The sequence below is a fragment of the Bacillus sp. SIMBA_005 genome (assembly GCF_046535585.1).
In the GTDB taxonomy this organism is placed as follows: domain Bacteria; phylum Bacillota; class Bacilli; order Bacillales; family Bacillaceae; genus Bacillus; species Bacillus pumilus.
Genome location: NZ_JAWRWI010000004.1, coordinates 387348 through 407321 on the forward strand (window position 1 = coordinate 387348; position 19974 = coordinate 407321).

General features: G+C 42.7%; 15 protein-coding genes and 1 other annotated feature. Of the genes, 1 reads left to right on the forward strand and 14 read right to left on the reverse strand.

Annotated elements, in window-relative coordinates; genetic code table 11:
* Positions 1 to 35: 35 nt before the first annotated feature.
* The 14 genes from yihA to ilvE form a co-directional block, all read right to left on the reverse strand.
* A complete protein-coding gene (gene yihA / locus SB660_RS09290) occupies positions 36 to 623 on the reverse strand; it encodes a ribosome biogenesis GTP-binding protein YihA/YsxC (protein ID WP_003216344.1) in 588 nt (195 codons plus the stop codon).
* Positions 620 to 2944 (reverse strand): endopeptidase La, encoded by a 2325-nt coding sequence (gene lon, locus SB660_RS09295; protein ID WP_169056868.1) that lies wholly within the window; start codon positions 2942 to 2944, stop codon positions 620 to 622. The genes yihA and lon overlap by 4 nt, the downstream gene beginning before the upstream one ends.
* A 171-nt stretch (positions 2945 to 3115) precedes the next feature.
* Entirely contained in the window at positions 3116 to 4777 is a 1662-nt protein-coding gene (gene lonB / locus SB660_RS09300; RefSeq protein WP_012010784.1) for an ATP-dependent protease LonB, read from the reverse strand.
* Between the two features lie 137 nt (positions 4778 to 4914).
* Positions 4915 to 6180 (reverse strand): ATP-dependent protease ATP-binding subunit ClpX, encoded by a 1266-nt coding sequence (clpX, locus tag SB660_RS09305; protein ID WP_058014522.1) that lies wholly within the window; start codon positions 6178 to 6180, stop codon positions 4915 to 4917.
* A gap of 251 nt (positions 6181 to 6431) precedes the next feature.
* On the reverse strand, positions 6432 to 7706 hold the full coding sequence (tig, locus tag SB660_RS09310) for a trigger factor (RefSeq protein ID WP_410582246.1): 1275 nt from the start codon (positions 7704 to 7706) through the stop codon (positions 6432 to 6434).
* Between the two features lie 239 nt (positions 7707 to 7945).
* Positions 7946 to 8965, reverse strand: a complete 1020-nt coding sequence (gene ddcA / locus SB660_RS09315) for a DNA damage checkpoint antagonist DdcA (protein ID WP_410582248.1) — start codon at positions 8963 to 8965, stop codon at positions 7946 to 7948.
* A gap of 125 nt (positions 8966 to 9090) precedes the next feature.
* Positions 9091 to 9690 (reverse strand): 3-isopropylmalate dehydratase small subunit, encoded by a 600-nt coding sequence (leuD, locus tag SB660_RS09320; protein ID WP_060596899.1) that lies wholly within the window; start codon positions 9688 to 9690, stop codon positions 9091 to 9093.
* A gap of 13 nt (positions 9691 to 9703) precedes the next feature.
* Positions 9704 to 11119, reverse strand: a complete 1416-nt coding sequence (leuC, locus tag SB660_RS09325) for a 3-isopropylmalate dehydratase large subunit (RefSeq protein WP_034661700.1) — start codon at positions 11117 to 11119, stop codon at positions 9704 to 9706.
* 40 nt (positions 11120 to 11159) lie between these two features.
* Positions 11160 to 12257 carry a 3-isopropylmalate dehydrogenase gene (leuB, locus tag SB660_RS09330; RefSeq protein WP_410582250.1) on the reverse strand — a complete coding sequence of 366 codons (1098 nt, stop codon included), beginning with the start codon at positions 12255 to 12257 and terminating at the stop codon, positions 11160 to 11162.
* Positions 12258 to 12275: 18 nt separating this feature from the next.
* The gene (locus SB660_RS09335) at positions 12276 to 13829 is read right to left on the reverse strand and encodes a 2-isopropylmalate synthase (protein WP_058014518.1); all 1554 of its coding nucleotides are present in this window, start codon (positions 13827 to 13829) and stop codon (positions 12276 to 12278) included.
* Positions 13816 to 14844: a ketol-acid reductoisomerase gene (gene ilvC / locus SB660_RS09340; protein ID WP_410582253.1), complete on the reverse strand. Its 1029-nt coding sequence runs from the start codon at positions 14842 to 14844 to the stop codon at positions 13816 to 13818. The genes SB660_RS09335 and ilvC overlap by 14 nt, the downstream gene beginning before the upstream one ends.
* Before the next feature lie 18 nt (positions 14845 to 14862).
* Positions 14863 to 15381, reverse strand: coding sequence for an acetolactate synthase small subunit (gene ilvN / locus SB660_RS09345; RefSeq protein WP_003216637.1), 519 nt, complete (start codon positions 15379 to 15381; stop codon positions 14863 to 14865).
* Complete coding sequence (ilvB, locus tag SB660_RS09350) at positions 15378 to 17102, reverse strand: acetolactate synthase large subunit (RefSeq protein ID WP_410582255.1); 1725 nt, start codon at positions 17100 to 17102, stop codon at positions 15378 to 15380. The genes ilvN and ilvB overlap by 4 nt, the downstream gene beginning before the upstream one ends.
* Positions 17103 to 17224: 122 nt before the next feature.
* Positions 17225 to 17471, reverse strand: a binding site (T-box leader).
* A gap of 8 nt (positions 17472 to 17479) precedes the next feature.
* Complete coding sequence (gene ilvE / locus SB660_RS09355; RefSeq protein ID WP_058014516.1) at positions 17480 to 18394, reverse strand: branched-chain-amino-acid transaminase; 915 nt, start codon at positions 18392 to 18394, stop codon at positions 17480 to 17482.
* A 433-nt stretch (positions 18395 to 18827) separates the two neighbouring features.
* On the opposite strand from ilvE, the gene SB660_RS09360 reads away from it, so the two are divergent.
* Positions 18828 to 19871: a lactonase family protein gene (locus SB660_RS09360; protein WP_410582257.1), complete on the forward strand. Its 1044-nt coding sequence runs from the start codon at positions 18828 to 18830 to the stop codon at positions 19869 to 19871.
* The last annotated feature ends 103 nt before the right edge of the window (positions 19872 to 19974 follow it).

The following is a 19974-nucleotide window of genomic DNA, read 5'->3' on the forward strand; positions in this document are numbered from 1 at the left end:
ATAAAAAGGCATCTGCTCATGACAGATGCCTTTTTTTAGTTATTAATCTTCGCAAGAATGGCATTCCAGGCTTCGTCTTTTCCCTTTTTTGTTTCAGAAGAGAATAGGACTAGTTCATCAGATGGGGCAATATCAAGCGTCTGTTTGACGACTTTCGCATGTTTTTCCCATTTGCCTTTTGGAATTTTGTCCGCCTTTGTTGCGATGACGATCACAGGAACTCCGTAATATTTCAGGAATTCATACATGTTCACATCATCTACTGATGGCTTATGACGCAGGTCCACAATTTGGACGACTGCTTTTAATTCTTCACGCATTGTAATATACGTTTCGATCATTCTACCCCAGGCTTCACGCTCTGTTTTTGACACTTTAGCAAAGCCGTAGCCTGGAACGTCCACAAAATGGAGCATATCATTGATGATGTAGAAATTAAGCGTTTGAGTCTTACCTGGTTTAGAAGACGTACGCGCTAAATTTTTACGATTAATCAATGAGTTGATGAACGAGGACTTCCCAACATTTGATCGTCCAGCAAGAGCGATTTCAGGCAGTCCCCCGCTTGGGTACTGCTCTGGTTTTACCGCACTAATGACGATATCTGATTTTGTTACTTTCATCTTCCCTCTCCTACCAACGCTTTCTCAAGCACCTCATCTAAATGCGAGACCGGAATAAAGGTTAGTCCTTCTCTCACACTTTCAGGAATATCATCAATATCCTTCTCATTGTCCTTTGGAAGAATAATGGTTTTCAGTCCTGCACGATGTGCGCCTAATGCTTTTTCTTTTAGTCCGCCAATTGGAAGCACTCTTCCTCTTAACGTAATCTCTCCTGTCATACCAACCTCTTTTGACACAGGTCGTCCTGTGAGGGCTGATACAAGAGCCGTCGCAATGGTGATACCAGCTGATGGCCCGTCCTTAGGAACCGCACCCTCTGGAACATGGATATGAATATCATGCTTTTCATTAAAATTAGGATCAATGTTCAGTTCATCTGCCTTCGAACGAATATAACTGAATGCCGCCTGTGCAGATTCTCTCATGACATCACCAAGCTTACCTGTTAACAACAGCTTGCCTTTACCCGGAGAAAGTGATACCTCAATTGACAAGGTATCTCCGCCAACAGTGGTATACGCAAGTCCTGTGACAACACCCACTTGGTCTGTCGTTTCAGCCTGACCATAACGGTAAAGTCTTTTTCCAAGAAATTCAGATAAGTTCTTTTCCGTCACCGTGATACGTTTGCGGTCTTCAGCCACAATTGCTCTTGCTGCTTTACGGCATATCGCCGCAAGCTGACGCTCTAATCCACGAACACCCGCTTCTCTTGTGTAATAGCGAATCGTATCATAAATCGCTGCTTCACGAAGCTGCAAGTTCCCTTTCTTTAATCCGTGCTCCTTTAGCTGCTTCGGCAGAAGATGATCTTTCACAATTTCTGCTTTTTCAACCTCTGTATACCCTGCAATCGTGATAATCTCCATTCTATCACGAAGTGGACCTGGAATGGTTGCTAAATTGTTGGCAGTAGCAATAAATAACACTTGAGACAAATCAAATGTTTCTTCAATATAGTGATCGCTAAAGTTATGATTTTGCTCTGGGTCTAAGACTTCGAGCATCGCAGAAGATGGATCACCTCTAAAATCAGAGGACATCTTATCGATTTCATCTAAAAGGAAGACTGGATTCATCGTTCCTGCCTTGCTCATTCCGCGAATAATACGGCCTGGCATCGCACCTACATACGTTCTTCTATGTCCACGAATCTCAGACTCATCGCGCACACCGCCAAGGGAAACACGAATAAACTTTCGGTCAAGTGATTTGGCAATCGATTTAGCAAGTGACGTTTTCCCTACTCCAGGAGGTCCTGCTAAACAAAGAATCGGTCCTTTTAGTGAATTGGTCAGCTTCTGTACAGCAAGATATTCAAGCACCCGTTCTTTGACCTTTTCCAGCCCGTGATGCTCATCATCTAAAATTTCACTTGCAAGCTTTAAATCGAGACGATCTTCTGTATAGATGCCCCACGGGAGGCCGATCAGCCAATCAATATAATTTCGAATCACAGAGCTCTCAGCAGAGCTTGAAGGAATTTTTTCATAACGATTCAATTCTTTGAGCGCCGTTTCACGAACAGAATCTGGCATGCTCGACTCTTCAATTTTAGACATTAAAGAACTGACTTCCCCAGTTTTCCCTTCTTTGTCTCCAAGCTCTTTTTGAATAGCTTTCATTTGTTCACGTAAATAATATTCTTTTTGCGTCCGTTCCATTGAACGTTTCACGCGCTGCCCGATTTTCTTTTCAATCTCGAGTACTTCTTTTTCATTGTGAATTAAGCTGATGACCCGGTTCAGCCGTTTTTTGACATCCACTGTTTCCAGCACTTCTTGTTTGTCCTTTAATTTGAGCGGCAGGTGGGAAGCAACGATATCTGCCATTCTCCCAGGTTCTTCAATATCCGTCACTGTTGCATATGTTTCAGCTGAGATTTTCTTAGAAATTTTTATGTATTGATCAAAGTGATCTAACAATGTACGCATGAGTGCTTCTGCTTCTGCGTCCTTTAATTCTTCTTCTGCCAATTCTTTAATGTCGACAGACGTATAGTCCTCAAGCTCCACATACGATTCGATCTGCGCTCGATTTAAGCCTTCAACGAGTACACGAATCGTTCCATTTGGCAGCTTCAGCATTTGTTTAATTTTTGTGTAGGTGCCGACTTTGAAAATTTCCTCTTCACCTGGTTCATCTATTGAAATTTCCCGCTGTGTTGCTAGAAAAATCATATGATCGTTCATCATCGCCTGTTCTAATGCTTGAACAGACTTTTCGCGTCCAACGTCCAAATGCAAGACCATTGTTGGATAAACAAGCAAACCTCGCAATGGAAGGAGCGGAACATTCTTTTTGATTTCATCTGCCATGTTGATTGACACCTCCGTCACTAGTATGAATCATTATAATATACCTGTTTCAGTCTTGTACAATGTAAAAGACTTGAGAAATGTTGATCTTACCGTAGTATACCCTTTCTTTTTATCTTGAAAAAGAAAAAAAGATCTATTTCACTAAAAAATCCCCATATATGATGGGGATTAAACAGATTTTCTTTTCATTTCGTCTTCTAGTCCATCTTTCTTCTCGTCTGGCGGGTTGACCAGACACTGATCCAGCACCTCTTGGAAGTGCTTCACAGGCACAATAGTGACCCCTTCAATCTCTTTTAAGATTGACTGCTGGTTGTCATAAGGAATAATGACAGTTGTGGCACCAGCCTGCTTCGCTGCCTTAATCTTCGGTATCACACCACCGATCGGCTTCACCTGACCTTGCAATCCGATTTCACCCGTCATGGCTGTCAGATGATCAATCGGAATTTGATGTATGGCTGAGAAGATTGCGGTCGCCATGGCAATTCCAGCAGACGGTCCATCAATTGGGGCACCGCCTGGAAAATTAATATGGATGTCATATTCATTTGTCCGAATGCCTAAATTTCGAAGCACCGTTAATACATTTTCAACTGACCCTTTGGCCATACTTTTTCGTCTAATGGATTTCGATTGATTGCCAATGCTTTCTTCTTCTGCAATCCCTGTAATATTGATACTGCCTTTTTCAAGCGCCTTACAGATATTCACTTCAATCTCAAGCAGGGCACCGCTGTTTGGTCCATACACAGCCAGTCCATTGACTACTCCGACTTTTGGCTTTTCCGGTACTTTTTGTTCATATCTTGGTGTCAGCTGGCTTGAATGAATGACCCATTCGACATCTTCAATCGTAATGTCTTTCCGGTTTTCTGTGACCGCCATACCCGCGGCAATCTGCACCATGTTGACCGCTTCACGTCCATTTTTCACATAGGAGGTTAACAGGTTGAGCCCTTCGTCACTTAATTCCTTTTGAATTTTTTGGACAGCCTTAGCAGCGACGATTTTCAGTTCATGCTGGTCAAGGTCTTTAAAGAAAATTTCCAGACATCTTGACCGAATCGCTGGTGGAATTTCGTCAGGTGTTCTTGTCGTGGCACCAATCAATCGAAAATCGGCCGGAAGTCCATTTTGGAAAATATCATGAATGTGATTCGGGATTTGGGTATTTTCTTCACTGTAGTAGGCACTGTCTAAAAAGACTTTCCGATCTTCCAGCACTTTGAGCATTTTGTTCATTTGGATCGGATGCAGCTCGCCAATTTCATCGATAAATAAAACACCGCCATGAGCATGTGTGACGGCTCCTTGTTTTGGCTGCGGAATGCCTGCCTGCCCCATTGCTCCAGCCCCTTGGTAAATGGGGTCATGCACAGAACCAATAAGCGGATCTGCAATGCCTCGTTCATCGAATCTCGCGGTTGTGGCATCGAGCTCTACAAAGACCGCATCTTTTTTAAACGGAGAATCAGCGTGACGCTTCGCTTCTTCCATCACAAGACGGGCAGCGGCTGTTTTACCGACTCCCGGTGGTCCGTAGACGATGACATGCTGTGGGTTCGGCCCGCATAGTGCCGCTTTTAGTGCACGAATGCCGTCTTCCTGCCCCACAATATCTTGAAACCCCTTTGGCCGGACTCTCTCTGATAAAGGTTCACTCAGCTTGATTGACCGCATCTTTCTGAGTGCTTCCATTTCTTTCTTTGACTCCTTGTCTATCGTCACCTTTTGTGTGCGCTGATTTCGCAGTAAGTTCCAAAAGTACAGCCCGATGACGATACCAAAAAACAGTTGTATGAATAATACGATTCCTGTCCAGCTCAATCCGTGCTCCCTCCTTCATCTATCGTATGTATTGGTTTCTGTCTGCTAGTATTTCCTAGAGCTGGACGGAATAAACACAACTTCCCACGATAAATAAAAAACTCCTGAATCAAAAAGATTCAGGAGCGAGACCACTCTTATGCAGATGTTTTCGTATCTTTATTGACGACTGTGCCGTCCTTTAACACAAGACGCGGCGACTCGCCATCAGCAACCGTTGCACCAGTGATGACACATTTTTCAATATCGTCACGTGATGGAAGATCAAACATCACATCAAGCATGATGCCTTCAATAATTGAACGTAGACCACGAGCTCCTGTTTTACGCTCAATTGCTTTTTTCGCAATTTCGCTAAGAGCATCTTCTTCAAATTCCAGCTCTACATCATCAAGCTCAAGCATTTTTGTATACTGCTTAACGAGTGCATTTTTAGGCTTTGTCAAGATCTCTACAAGCGCTTCTTCATCTAATGGCTCTAGGCTTGCAATAACCGGCAAGCGGCCGATGAATTCTGGGATTAAACCGAAGCGAAGCAAGTCTTCTGGGAGTACTTTTGATAAAAGAACTTCTTTTTCAAGATCTTCGATTTTATTTTCTGCACCGAATCCAATGACTTTTTGACCTAGGCGGCGTTTGATGATCTGCTCAATGCCGTCAAAGGCTCCACCACAAATAAAGAGGATATTTGTCGTATCGATTTGAATGAATTCTTGATGAGGATGCTTACGTCCACCTTGAGGCGGTACACTAGCGACAGTTCCTTCAAGAATTTTCAATAGTGCTTGCTGAACACCTTCCCCAGATACATCACGAGTGATAGAAGGGTTTTCTGATTTTCTTGCTACTTTATCGATTTCATCGATGTAGATAATGCCTTTTTCCGCTTTTTCTACATCATAATCAGCTGCTTGGATCAGCTTTAGTAAAATATTCTCTACGTCTTCACCAACATAACCTGCTTCAGTTAGTGATGTTGCATCTGCAATCGCAAATGGCACATTTAAAATACGAGCAAGCGTTTGAGCAAGTAATGTTTTACCGCTTCCTGTTGGCCCAATCATAGAGATATTACTTTTCGAAAGCTCAACGTCATCAATCTTGCTGTTGGAATTGATCCGTTTGTAGTGATTATAAACCGCTACAGCTAAGGATTTCTTCGCATTTTCTTGACCGATGACATATTCATCAAGAATCTCCCGAATTTCATGAGGCTTCGGAACATCCTTGAATTCAACTTCTTCCTCAGTGCCGAGCTCTTCTTCAACTATTTCCGTGCAAAGCTCGATACATTCATCACATATATATACGCCAGGTCCTGCGACCAGTTTACGCACTTGATCTTGCGTTTTTCCGCAAAACGAGCATTTTAATTGACCTTTTTCCTCGTTGAATTTAAACATTCTTTCACCCCTTATTCTTCTTCACTTGCCTGTAGCTAACAGTCAGCTACCTTTCTGGGTCCAGTATGTATGCATTTTACCATACTTTCCTAAAAGACGGTAATGATGTGTTTCTAACACTGCACATTGAGATATGTATAACAGAAAGATGTGACTTACACTATCGTTTCCAAAAGAAGCGATGATAAGTCAAAAATTGTACAAAACAAGGCACGAGTCACTCGCGCCCTGTTTTATTATTATGCACCATATTAACGGTTTTCTACAAGAAAATCAATTGCTTTACGAACTTTTAGATCTTCTTTCATTGCGTCAGTAGATCCAATCGCTTGTTTAATATTTTCAATTGGCATGTTGTATGCTTCAGCCATTTTTGAAAGCTCTTCTTCTACTTCTTCATCAGACACTTGTAAGTTTTCTGCAGCAGCAATTGCTTCAAGTGTTAGGTTAGATTTCACGCGTTTAGCAGCATCTTCTTTCATTTGCTCTTTCAGCGCATTTTCATCTTGTCCTGAGAATTGGAAGTAAAGCTCAAGGTTCATTCCTTGCATTTGAAGGCGTTGTTCAAATTCTTTCATCATACGGTCTAGCTCTGTGTCAACCATCGCTTGTGGGATGTCAACTTCCGCATTTTCAGAAGCTTTCTCAACTAGCTCTTCACGAAGTTTACCTTCTGCTTCGTTTTCTTTCGCTTCTTCAAGACGTTTCTTTGTTTTTTCAGTTAGTTCAGCAAGAGTTTCTACTTCTTCATCAACATCTTTCGCGAACTCATCGTCAAGAGCTGGAAGTTCTTTTGCTTTGATTTCGTGAATTTTCACTTTGAATACAGCTGGTTTACCTGCAAGGTCTTCAGCGTGGTATTCTTCTGGGAAAGTGACTTCTACGTCTTTTTCAGCGCCTGCTTCAAGACCAACTAACTGCTCTTCGAAACCAGGGATGAATGAACCAGAACCTACTTCAAGAGAGTAGTTCTCAGCTTTTCCGCCTTCGAATGCTTCTCCATCAACGAATCCTTCGAAATCAAGAACAACTGTATCGCCTTCTTCAATTGCGCCTTCTTCTTTGACAACAAGCTCAGCTTGACGGTTTTGCATGCCTTTTAACTCTTCTTGTACATCTTCATCAGTGACAGTAGCGTCATCTTTTTCTACGTTAAGACCTTTGTAGTCACCAAGTTTCACTTCAGGCTTCACTGTTACTTTTGCAGTGAAGATTAAGCTTTCGCCTTTTTCGATTTTCTCAACATCGATTTCAGGGCGATCAACTGGCTCAATACCAGCTTCGTCGATTGCTTTTGGATACTCAACTGGAAGAAGAATATCTAATGCATCTTGATAAAGAGATTCTACACCAAAACGCTGTTCGAAAAGACCACGTGGTACTTTCCCTTTACGGAATCCAGGGATCGATACTTGCTTAACAACTTTCTTAAACGCATCATCAAGTGCTTTGTTAAATGTTTCAGCATCAACTTCTACAGTTAAGACGCCTTCGTTACCTTCTTGTTTTTCCCATTTTACTGACATGTGTGTTTCCCTCCAAAAATCTATTCAGATTGTGCGTTGTTACATTCTAAAGCATCATAAAGACTTCGTCCAATTAAAAACCACGCACGCCGCTAAAGAAGCGGTATTATGTATACAACATTTGACTTGATTATACATATCGTCTTTCAACCATTGGAATCGACAACTGCACGATATATGCACAAATACAACCATTATATTATAACATAACAAGTCCGTCTTTCAACTAAATCGACAAATTACAAATAAGAAATTTCTTCAATATCTTTCAGCATTGTGCAAGCTTCTCTCAGCTCTCGTTCATCAAATTCATACAATAGATGCAATTCTTCGAGGTCAATCTCGATCCCATGCATTTCATAGCCGACTTTATGAAGTGCTGCTGCCCAGAGATTCGGATCTGTGTATTTAGGAAGAAATGGATATAGGACAAATAAGTGCCGGCGCCATAACTCTTCCACGCCTTGGTAAAGGGTTGGGTTCTCATTGCCGAGTGTGTCATCGAGCTTACGAAGGACTTGCTGAAGCAGCGGCATCTGCTCTGGCTTTACAGCCTCAGAAGGAATAAGGGTTAACGAATCACCGAACTTCGTCACATGAACCGGCTTTGCCACATCATGATCTGACAGAAGCTGCAGGATCAATGATTTCACCAAAGGGTTTCCATCAGGCTTTTGTAGGATCGTATTTAATAGACCCATGTGCGGCGTGATGTTTCGGTCTTTCAGCGAATGGATGAACTGCACCTGCTCCTCTGGCCGCTCGAGCATATCATCTATATTGATTTCACCGCCGTCCTCTTCATCTTCATCTTCATCTTCATCTAAAATCTGTTCAGGCGATTCGATCATTTTTCTACTAAATTCGAGCAGCTTGTAAAAATGCTCTGCGCTTTCTGCTGGAAGATGGTTTTCCTCAAGTACCGCCTCAATTGTCTGCTTCACTTCTTCATATTCTTTCAGCTGAATCAAGATTGTCATATACACTTGAAGCACGGTGAAGTAATGACCATATCCCTCATGCAGCATCTTTTCACACACACGCTTTGCATCCTGCAGCTCGCCCAGCTCCAGAAAACAAATCGCCATACCGAGATGAATATCGGATTCTTCATCGTCATCATAAGATTTTGCTTCTGAAAACAAGTGAAGCGCCTCTTGATACTGTTTATCTTTTAATGCTGCCATTCCTTTTTCAATCAGTCTTTCTTTCAGACCAGGAAACAAAATGACATTATCTTTCTTCTTGTCATGTTTCATGCTTACGTTCCTTTCGGGCGCATATTTTTTATCAGTTTACCAACGAAGGTTAGTAAACACAAGTAACGAGAGGTTTTCATGCAAAAAAGAAGCCGTCACACCTCGGGCGGACGGCTTCTTGTTGTTTACGCACGCAGCCAGCTGCTGCGCTTATCTTCAAATGCTTGAATGTCATCTTCTAGTAGTAAAGTTAATGAGATCTCATCATAGCCATTCAGGAGCATTTCTCTCCAGTGAGGATCCACATCAAAAGGAGTGATATTCCCTTCGTGATCTTCTATTTGCTGTTTTTCAAGATCAACCGTCATCTCATACCCTTTGTTCTCATATGACGCAGCGAATGTTTTCCACACATCATAATCAAGACGAATCGGAAGCATCCCATTTTTAAAGCAGTTTTGGTGAAAAATATCTGCGAATGATGGTGCGATGACAATTTTGAAACCATAATCATCAAGTGCCCAAGGGGCATGTTCCCTTGATGATCCGCAGCCAAAGTTTTCTCCTGCGATCAAAATGGATGCTCCTTCATAAATCGGCTGATTCAGTTCGAAATCAGGATTAGGGCTGCCATCGGCTAAGTACCGCCAGTCGAAAAAGGCAAACCGGCCATATCCTGTTCGTTCAATTCTTTTCAAAAATTGCTTCGGAATAATTTGATCTGTATCTACGTTGATACGGTTAAGCACAGCGGCTTTTCCTTTGTGTGTGACTAAAGGCTCCATCTATGACAACTCCTTACACGACTGTTTTCTCTTGATTAAACTTCCTGACATCGACAAATCGGCCATGTATTGCAGCCATTGCAGCCATTGCCGGGCTGACAAGATGCGTTCTCGCACCTTTTCCTTGACGCCCCTCAAAGTTACGGTTTGATGTAGATGCGCAGCGTTCTCCTTCTGGTACCACATCGTTATTCATGCTGAGACACATACTGCAGCCAGATTCTCTCCATTCAAATCCTGCTTCAAGGAAGATTTCATGAAGACCTTCTTCTTCTGCCTGCAATTTGACGCTTTGAGAGCCAGGCACGACAATCGCTCTGACATGATCGGCTACCTTTTGTCCTTCTATCATAGAAGCTGCTTGGCGTAAATCAGTCATTCTTGAGTTCGTGCATGAGCCAATAAACACATGCTCAATCGTAATATCTTCAATACGCTGATGAGGATGAACACCCATGTATTCGTACGCACGAATCGCTTCTTTTTGATCATCTTCTTGCGCAAAATCTTCAGGTCCTGGGATGGATGCATCTACAGGCAGCACCATTCCTGGGTTAATTCCCCATGTGACCATTGGTGAAATCTCATTCCCATCTAAAACAATCGTTTTATCATAGGTTGCACCCGGATCTGTTTTAAGTTCTTCCCATTCTTTAATCGCTGCTTCGAAGTCTTCTCCCTGCGGTGCATATTTGCGTCCGCGGCAATATTCAAAGGTGACTTCATCAGGTGCAATCAATCCTGCTCTTGCGCCTGCTTCAATTGACATATTACAAACGGTCATACGTTCATCCATCGTCATGTTTCTGAATACTTCCCCAGTGTATTCAATGACATAACCTGATCCAAACTTCACGCCATGCGCACCAATGACTGCTAAAATGACATCTTTGGCCGTTACCCCTTTTTGCAGCTTTCCGTCTACTCTAATTTCTAATGTTTTCGGACGCTGCTGCCAAAGTGTTTGTGTGGAAAGTACGTGTTCGACCTCACTTGTACCGATTCCAAAAGCAAGTGCGCCAAATGCGCCATGAGTGGATGTATGACTATCTCCGCAAACGATTGTTTTTCCCGGAAGTGTCAAACCAAGCTCTGGTCCAACGACATGGACAATTCCTTGGTCTACACTGTGTAGGTCAGCTAGACGCACACCAAATTCAGCACAGTTACGCTCTAGAGCACTCACTTGTTTTTTAGCAATCTCATCTTTGATCACAAATCGATTCACAGTCGGGATGTTGTGATCCATCGTCGCAAACGTATTTTGAGGTCTTCTCACCTTGCGCCCTTTTTGTCTTAATCCTTCAAACGCTTGAGGCGATGTCACTTCATGCACCAAGTGCAGATCAATATATAAAAGGTCTGGTTTCCCCTCGCCGCTTTTGACAACGTGCTGATCCCATATTTTTTCGATGATTGTTCGAGGCATAACCCTTTTCCTCCCTCTACCTAATTCCACAAGATTCTATTTATACAATTGTTTTCACGCGCTGCTTAAGTGCGTCTACAACTGCGTGAGTGATGTCTTCAGTTGTTTGATACGTTCCCTCTTTTGCCGATAAATCCTTTGTTCTTTTGCCTGAGGCAAGAACAGTTTCTACAGCTTCTTCTATGGCAGCCGCTTCTTCTTCTAACGCAAAGGAAGTTCTAAGCAAGCTTGCTGCCGATAAAATAGTTGCCAGAGGGTTTGCGACGTTTTGCCCCGCAATATCGGGTGCTGATCCATGAATCGGCTCATATAAATGAAGGCCGGTGCTTGATAGACTAGCAGATGGCAGCATACCGAGTGATCCAGTAATCATTGAAGCCTCATCACTTAAAATGTCACCAAACATATTCTCTGTCACAATGACATCAAATTGTGCAGGCTTATAAATCAGCTGCATGGCGGCATTATCAACGAGCATATGCTCAAATTCAACGTCTGAATATTGAGAAGCCACTTCTTCTACCGCATCCCGCCATAGTTTACTAGAAGCCAGAACGTTCGCTTTATCCACAGACGTTACTTTTTTCCGTCTCGTTAACGCCATGTCGAATGCTTCTTTTAGTACACGGACAATCTCTTCCTTTGTATAAAGAAGCGTATCAACCGCAGCTTCTTTTCCTTCTTCATCTGTATAGCGCTCACTTGGTTCACCAAAATAGAGACCGCCTGTTAATTCACGAACGATGACAAAATCGACTCCGTTAATGTGATCCTGTTTTAACGGTGACGCCTCGCTTAAGCTTTCGAACACTTTGACAGGACGAATGTTAGCAAATAAGTCCAATTGTTTACGAATGGCGAGTAAGCCTTTTTCCGGACGAAGCTCTGGTGGGTTTTGATCCCATTTGGGTCCGCCGACTGCTCCTAATAAAATCGCATCAGCGCTCTTGCATACATCAACCGTTTCTTTTGGGAGCGGATTGTTTTTTTCATCTATTGCGATACCGCCAATGAGCGCCGTTTCGAATTCGAATTCGTGCCTAAATTGAGCCGCTGTCTCTTTGAGGACAGCGACAGCTGATGTCACAACTTCCGGTCCGATTCCATCGCCGGGCAAAAGTGCAATTTTCTTTTTCATGAGGACCTACCTCCTTTCCTATGAGATCGCGTGATGTTTCTCAATTTCAATGAGATTTGATTTAAAGATTAAATGCCTGTTTACTGCATTGACGTAGGCTTTCGCCGATGCTTCCAGGACATCTTGCGCTACACCGCGTCCTGCTGTTTCTTTTCCTTCTATTGAAACAGTGACATATACTTCGGCTAGTGCATCTCTGCCTTTTCCATTTGATTGAATACGGTAGTCTAGCAAATGAATTCTTTCCTCCATACAGCGCTCCAGCGTGTTGTACACAGCTTCTACACTGCCTGCGCCTGTAGCTGCTTCTTGAATGACTTCTTGCGTTTCTTGGTTTTTCAGAGAAACTGTTGCTGTTGGCATTTGTTCTGTTCCATAATGCACTTGAAGACTTTCAAATTCGTAGCCAATTTTTCGGTCTGCTACTTTTTCTTCTAATATAATAGAGATCAAATCATCATCTGTGATTTCTTTTTTCTTCTCCGTCAAGTTCTTGAAAGTCTCAAAGAACTTATTGATTTCTTCTTCTGTTAGTTTAAAGCCTAGTGTTTTCATGCGGTCTTTAAACGCATGTCTTCCGGAGTGTTTCCCGAGGACAAGCACATCTGTTGTCACGCCGACAAGCTCTGGAGAAATAATTTCATAGGTTGTTTTTTCTTTGAGGAAACCATCTTGGTGAATTCCTGATTCATGTGCAAAAGCGTTGTTTCCAACGACTGCTTTATTACGCGGCACAATCATGCCTGAGTATTTGCTCACTACATCACTTGTACGCTTAATTTCATTCAATTGAATCGTTGATTCGACCTGATAGAAGTCTTTTCGAATGTGAAGAGCGACTGCAATTTCTTCTAAAGCAGCATTTCCAGCGCGCTCGCCAATTCCGTTGACAGCCGTTTCAATTTGATCTGCTCCATTTTCAATGGCTGCAAGTGAGTTTGCTACAGCCATCCCTAGATCATCGTGACAGTGAGCGGACAAGTTAACACGGTCGATATTTGGAACGTGTTCCTTCATATATTTAAAGATATTACCGTATTCTTTTGGCGCTAGGTACCCAACTGTATCTGGCAAGTTAATGACACTCGCCCCAGCGTCAATGACCTTTTCTACAATTTCTGCCAAGAAAGCAAGATCTGTACGGCACGCATCTTCTGCTGACCATTGAACAACTGGAAAACGTTCTTTCGCATATTTCACCATGGAGACAGCTTGTTCTACGACTTCTTCACGTGTTTTCTTTAGTTTATGCTTCAGGTGAATGTCAGAAGTGGCAATAAAGACATGAAGCCTTGGCTCCACTCCATCTTTTAATGCTTCCCATGCAGCATCAATGTCACCCTTCACACATCGTGCAAGACCAGCAACAGAACAGTTTTTAATCGTTCTTGCTATTTCTTGTACGCCTAAGAAATCCCCTCGGGATGAAGCGGGAAAACCCGCTTCAATGATATTAACCCCAAGGCGCTCAAGCTGCTTTGCAATGATTAGCTTTTCTTGTGCATTTAAGTTCACTCCGGGTGATTGCTCTCCATCTCGAAGTGTTGTGTCAAAAAAATTAATTTTCCGCACCGACGCTCACCGCTTCCTTTTTCTTTCCTTGTTTGACGAAAGGCATCATTTCACGAAGCTTTCTTCCAACAACTTCAATTTGATGCTCATTTTCATTAGCATTGATCGCATTGAAACGTGGACGATTCACTTGGTTTTCAACAATCCATTCTTTTGCAAATGTTCCGTTTTGGATATCAGTCAAGACTGCTTTCATCGATTCTTTTACGTTTGCATCCACAACGCGTGGTCCTGATACGAAGTCACCCCATTGTGCTGTATCAGAGATTGAATATCTCATGCCTTCTAATCCTTCTTCGTACATAAGGTCAACGATCAGTTTTAGTTCATGCAGACACTCGAAGTATGCTAGCTCTGGCTGATAACCAGCTTCTGTTAATGTTTCAAATCCTGCTTTTACTAGTGAAGTAAGACCTCCGCAAAGGACTGCCTGCTCACCGAATAGATCCGTTTCCGTTTCTTCTTTAAATGTTGTCTCAAGAACGCCCGCTCTTGCTCCGCCGATTGCTTTTGCATAAGCAAGCGCTTTGTCTTTCGCTTGACCAGATACATCTTGATAGATAGCAAATAGTGCAGGTACACCAGCGCCTTGCTCATATGTTCTTCTCACAAGATGTCCTGGACCTTTTGGCGCTACAAGATACACATCTACGTCACTTGGAGGAACAATTTGATGGAAGTGAACGTTGAATCCGTGTGCGAAAACAAGTGAGTTGCCAGCTTCTAATTGATCTTTGATTTCTTCGTCATATACTTTCTTTTGCTGCTCATCTGGTAGTAATACCATCACGACATCTGCTTGTGCTGCCGCTTCTTTTACTGGGAATACTTGATGGCCGTCTTCTTGTGCTTTCGTGTAAGATCCGCCTTTTCTCACGCCGACGATGACATCTACACCGCTCTCTTTTAAGTTCAATGCATGTGCATGACCTTGTGATCCATATCCAATGATGGCAACCTTTTGACCATTTAATACGTTTTCTTGAATATCACCGTTATAATATACTTTTACCATTTGACTCTCTCCTTTTGTTTAGACAATTGAAATTGTTTTATTTTGTTGCGGCTTTTGCTGATTATCTCTCGCAAAGGCCGTGGTGCCAGTTCTGGCGACTTCTTTAATGCCGTATGGCTTAAGTAATTCAATGAGTGCTTCAATTTTTGAAGACTCACCTGTCACCTGAATGACGACACTCTCTCTGCTCACATCTACAATAGAAGCTCTAAACGGTTCAATGACCCCTGTGATCTCCATTCTAGATGCTGGTGCAGAAACGACTTTTATCAAAGCCAGCTCTCGCTGGACGATTGATTGGTTTGTAATGTCAGTTACTTTGAGAACATCGATTTGTTTGTTCAGCTGTTTTGTCAGCTGTTCGATGTCTTTCTCTTGGTCTACATGGACGACGAACGTGATGCGTGATACATCTTGAATCTCAGAATGGCCGACCGTAATGCTTTCAATGTTGTAGTGTCGTTTAGTAAAAAGGCCAGTGATTCGGTTCAGTACGCCTGATCGATTTAATACAGTCAACACAATAATTCTTTTCAAGGTTTCACCCCCACCATCTCATGAAGTCCTTTCCCTGGTGCTACCATCGGGAATACTTTTTCATCTCTCGCTACATTGACATCGATAAAAACAGGCTCTCTAGAGGTTAGCGCTTCTTCAAGCTTTTCTTTCGCCTCTTCGTCTGATGAGATTCTGATTCCTTTAATGCCATAAGCTTCAGATAATTTAACGAAGTCCGGCTGCTCTGAAAATTTAGAATATGAGTAGCGTTCTTCGTAGAAAATTTCTTGCCATTGTCTTACCATTCCAAGGCTGTGATTGTTTAGAACAATCACTTTCACTGGAAGGTTCAGCTCACGGATAACGGCAAGTTCTTGCAGGGTCATTTGGAAACCTCCGTCTCCTAAAATCGCCACAACCGTTGCCTCTTGATCAGCTAACTGAGCGCCAATGGCTGCCGGTAAACCGAAGCCCATCGTCCCAAGGCCGCCAGATGTGACCCATTTATCTGCATTTTCAAATGGATAGAACTGTGCTGCCCACATTTGATGCTGTCCAACATCTGTTGCCACAATGGCTTCACCTTTTGTGAATTGATGAATGTATTCAATCAGCTTTTGAGGTTTAAAGCCCTCTGCTTCGTTTTCAACGTACCAGAGTGGATATTCTTCCTTCCACTGATCTAGTTGGTTTTTCCAGTCGTCTGACTCTCCTTGCTTCCCGTCTTGCTTAATCAGCTCTTCAAGGACTAACTTACTGTCCCCAACAACCGGGATATGCGTATGAATGTTTTTGCCAATTTCTGCTGGGTCTATATCAATATGTGCTACTTTTGCATGTTTCGCAAAGTGATTGAGATTGCCAGTTACCCTGTCATCGAATCTCGCACCGATTGAAATGAGCAAGTCACATTGATGTAGAGCCATGTTCGCCGCATATGTGCCATGCATACCAGCCATTCCTAGAAAAAGAGGATGCTTTGCTGGGAAGCCGCCAAGTCCTAGCAGTGTATGAGCGACTGGGATTTGCTGCTGCTCTACATACTGCCTTAATTCTTCAGATGCTTTGCCATGAAGAACGCCAGCTCCTGCTAGAATGACTGGTTTCTTCGCTCTGCTGACAGCTTCTACTAATTTGCGAATCTGCAAATAGTTCGGCTCCACTTTTGGCTGATAACCAGGTAAATCAATTGGCTGATCGTATTCAAACGTTCCTTCAATGCCTGCCACATCTTTTGGAATATCAATCAAGACTGGACCAGGTCTTCCTGTCGTTGCAATGTGGAACGCTTCTTTAATGACGCCCGGTAATTCCTCTGGATTTCTCACCTGATAGCTGTGCTTTGTGATAGGCATTGTGATGCCGAGCACGTCTGCTTCCTGGAAAGCGTCTGATCCAATGACTGAGGTTGCCACCTGTCCTGTGAAGACAACAAGAGGAAGTGAATCAATCATTGCATCTGCAATTCCTGTGACTAGGTTTGTCGCTCCTGGTCCTGATGTTGCAATGACAACACCTGGTTTGCCAGATACTCTTGCGTATCCTTCTGCCGCATGAATCGCTCCCTGTTCATGTCTTGGCAGGACATGGAATAACCCAGAATCATAAATTTTATCGTAGATCGGTAAAACCGCTCCGCCTGGATATCCGAAAATGACTTCTACTTTTTCTCTTTTAAGTGCTTCAATTAGCATGAGTGCACCGTTCATCGTTTGTGGTGCTTTAGATGTTTCCGTCTCCACTTGTACATTTGTCCCCATTTGATTTCCTCCTCTTTGTCTTGCTTCAGTCAAGTCTTTTCACCCTTTTCTATTCAAGATTGAGATTTTAGACCATATAAAAAAGCCTTCTCACCCCACAATGACACTACTTTTCACTAGGTCAAAGGGGCGAAAAAGCTTTGTTTTTCGCGGTACCACCCTTGTTCACGGCAAAATCAGCTGCCGTCTCATGGACATCTTTCATCCATTTTGGTAACGAGTGAGCAATGTCACTCGGTCTGCCCTACTATCATTTCAAGCAGACACTCAGAGGTGAGTTCACTTTAGAAAGTAACACCGGTTTCCAGCTACCACCGGCTCTCTGTAGATACTGACTCTAAAGCTACTAGTCCTCTTCAACGTTTATCGATATCTATTTAGCTTGCGTGAATGTTTTCATCTGTAAAAACGACTTTTTCTCCTTCTTCAACCACTCGCTTGCGGAATTGTTCAAGAAGTTTGTTAGTGTGAATCCCAGGCTTCCCTTCACCGATTGTACGGCCGTCAACCTTTACAACGGCGATCACTTCAGCTGCAGTTCCTGTTAGAAAAACTTCTTCTGCTGTATACACATCGTGCCTTGTGAATGGTTCTTCTTTCACTTCGTAGCCTAAGTCTTCTGCAATCTCCATGATGGCATTTCTTGTGATGCCTTCAAGAGCGCCGATATAACCTGGCGGTGTATAGAGCTTACCTTTTTTATAAATAAACACATTGTCTGCAGAACCTTCTGCCACGTACCCTTGATCGTTCAGCATCAGCGCTTCACTCACACCGGCCATATGGGCTTCGATTCGCACAAGGATGTTATTCAAATAATTTAATGATTTCACTTTTGGACTTAGTACATCGGGACGATTTCGTCTCGTCGGTACCGTCACAATATCAATACCTGTTTCATATAGGTGCTTTGGAAAGATGGCCAGCGGCTCTACAATGATCACTGTGTTGGCTCTCCCGCAGTTGTTTGGATCTAAACCAAGATCACCAGCTCCTCTTGAGACAACAAGGCGGATATAGGCATCCTTCAGTCCGTTCCTTTCAACTGTATGAATCATTTTTTCCGTGAGTTCCTCAAGTGAATATGGAATGTTCAGCATAATCGATCTGGCGGAATCATACAGGCGGTCTAAATGTTCTTTCATTCGAAAGATATTTCCGTTATACACGCGTATCCCTTCGAACACACCGTCACCGTATAAGAAGCCATGATCATAAACTGAAATTTTCGCATCCTCTTTTTTCACGAGTTCATCGTTTAAAAAGATCCACTGTTCCTTTTGGTCTTCCATTTTCAGTGAGCACCCTCTCTTTCAAACAAAAAGTAGTTGAATTTTCAGACACTTTATAATGAAGTGTCTCACGCTTGCTCTTTCGTGTTTGTTTAGCTTTTGTTGAACCCATCTTACGCCGCTTTCCATACAGTGTCAACAGCATTTTTAAAATTATTAGACAATTTAGACTAATCAAAATTAAATGTATACGCTTACACCTTTGCTAGACAAGGAATGAAAAAACTTAAAATTTTTTGTATTTTTTCTTCAATTTATTTACTTTACCTGAACACTTTTCATTTGAGAAACCGTTTGTCATATTTTTTCACATTGTTTTGAATGAATACTGGTAGATTCCAACGCTTTTGATTTTCTTTTGGTATGCCTTTCTAAAGCGTTTTCCTATGAATTTATGATAGAATGAGAACATCTTATAGAAGGAGGGCAATACATGGCTAACATCAGAGGTTATATTGGAACGTATACAAAGGGAGACAGTAAAGGCATTTATACTTTTACATTAAATACGGACAAGCAGCAGATTGAGCAAGTAGAAGTAGCTGCTGAACTTGAAAATCCTACATATTTAACCGTCTCAGATTCTCAAAAATTTGTGTATGCTGTGGTAAAAGAAGGATCACAGGGCGGCGTGGCTGCTTATCAAATCGATGCAGAAACCGGCACACTTCGTTTCATCAACCAAGAACTTGCCGAAGGCGCTTCTCCTTGTCACGTCAGCGTGGACAGTCAAACAAAAACAGCTTTTACAGCAAACTATCATAAAGGAACAGCAGAGATGTATGAAATCGATGCTGAAAATGGCTCAGTGATCCGCACGCTGTCCCAGGCGCAGCATGAAGGTACTGGGCCTAACGAAGACCGTCAGGAAAAACCGCACACTCACTTTATGGGTCTGACACCAGATGAACAATTTGCAGTCGCTGTTGACCTTGGGACAGATGGCATTTATACGTATAAGAAAGAAAACGGCAAACTCGAGCTTGCTCATACATTTGAAACAAAACCAGGCACCGGTCCTCGTCATATCACATTCCATCCAACGAAACCTGTGGCATATGTGATGACAGAGCTAAGCTCAGAGGTGATTGTGCTTCGTTACTTTGAAGATGGTCATTTCGAAGAGATCCAAACGATCGCAACCATTCCAAGTGACTTTACAGAGAACAATCAAGGCAGTGCCATTCACGTCTCTTCAGACGGCCAATTTGTTTATGCAGGAAATCGCGGACATGACAGCATTGCGATTTTTAAAGCAGATGCTGGCGGCCAATTAAGTCTTGTCGAGATTGCTTCATCTGAAGGAAACTGGCCTAGAGACTTTGTGCTTGATCCAACTGAAGAATTCCTCGTCGGTTCAAACCAAGAATCTAGCAACCTAGTGTTATACAAACGCGACAAAGAAACAGGACGACTCACTGTCTTACAATCAGACATCTCAGTCCCTCATCCAGTTTGCGTGAAATTTTTAGGATAATGAAAAAAGCCTCCAGCTGTGGAGGCTTCAGCTTGTAGACAAAGTCTACAAGCTTTTTTGTATAATAAGGGTAATAACACAAGTCTGTGGGGGATGAACATGT

Coding starts and splice junctions, on each gene's coding strand:
- clpX (WP_058014522.1), bottom strand. CDS start 6,180: ATGTTTAAATTCAACGAGGAAAAAGGTCAATTAAAATGCTCGTTTTGC.
- ddcA (WP_410582248.1), bottom strand. CDS start 8,965: ATGAAACATGACAAGAAGAAAGATAATGTCATTTTGTTTCCTGGTCTG.
- leuD (WP_060596899.1), bottom strand. CDS start 9,690: ATGGAGCCTTTAGTCACACACAAAGGAAAAGCCGCTGTGCTTAACCGT.
- leuC (WP_034661700.1), bottom strand. CDS start 11,119: ATGCCTCGAACAATCATCGAAAAAATATGGGATCAGCACGTTGTCAAA.
- leuB (WP_410582250.1), bottom strand. CDS start 12,257: ATGAAAAAGAAAATTGCACTTTTGCCCGGCGATGGAATCGGACCGGAA.
- SB660_RS09360 (WP_410582257.1), top strand. CDS start 18,828: ATGGCTAACATCAGAGGTTATATTGGAACGTATACAAAGGGAGACAGT.
- yihA (WP_003216344.1), bottom strand. CDS start 623: ATGAAAGTAACAAAATCAGATATCGTCATTAGTGCGGTAAAACCAGAG.
- ilvC (WP_410582253.1), bottom strand. CDS start 14,844: ATGGTAAAAGTATATTATAACGGTGATATTCAAGAAAACGTATTAAAT.
- lon (WP_169056868.1), bottom strand. CDS start 2,944: ATGGCAGATGAAATCAAAAAGAATGTTCCGCTCCTTCCATTGCGAGGT.
- tig (WP_410582246.1), bottom strand. CDS start 7,706: ATGTCAGTAAAATGGGAAAAACAAGAAGGTAACGAAGGCGTCTTAACT.
- ilvE (WP_058014516.1), bottom strand. CDS start 18,394: ATGGAAGACCAAAAGGAACAGTGGATCTTTTTAAACGATGAACTCGTG.
- ilvB (WP_410582255.1), bottom strand. CDS start 17,102: ATGGGGACAAATGTACAAGTGGAGACGGAAACATCTAAAGCACCACAA.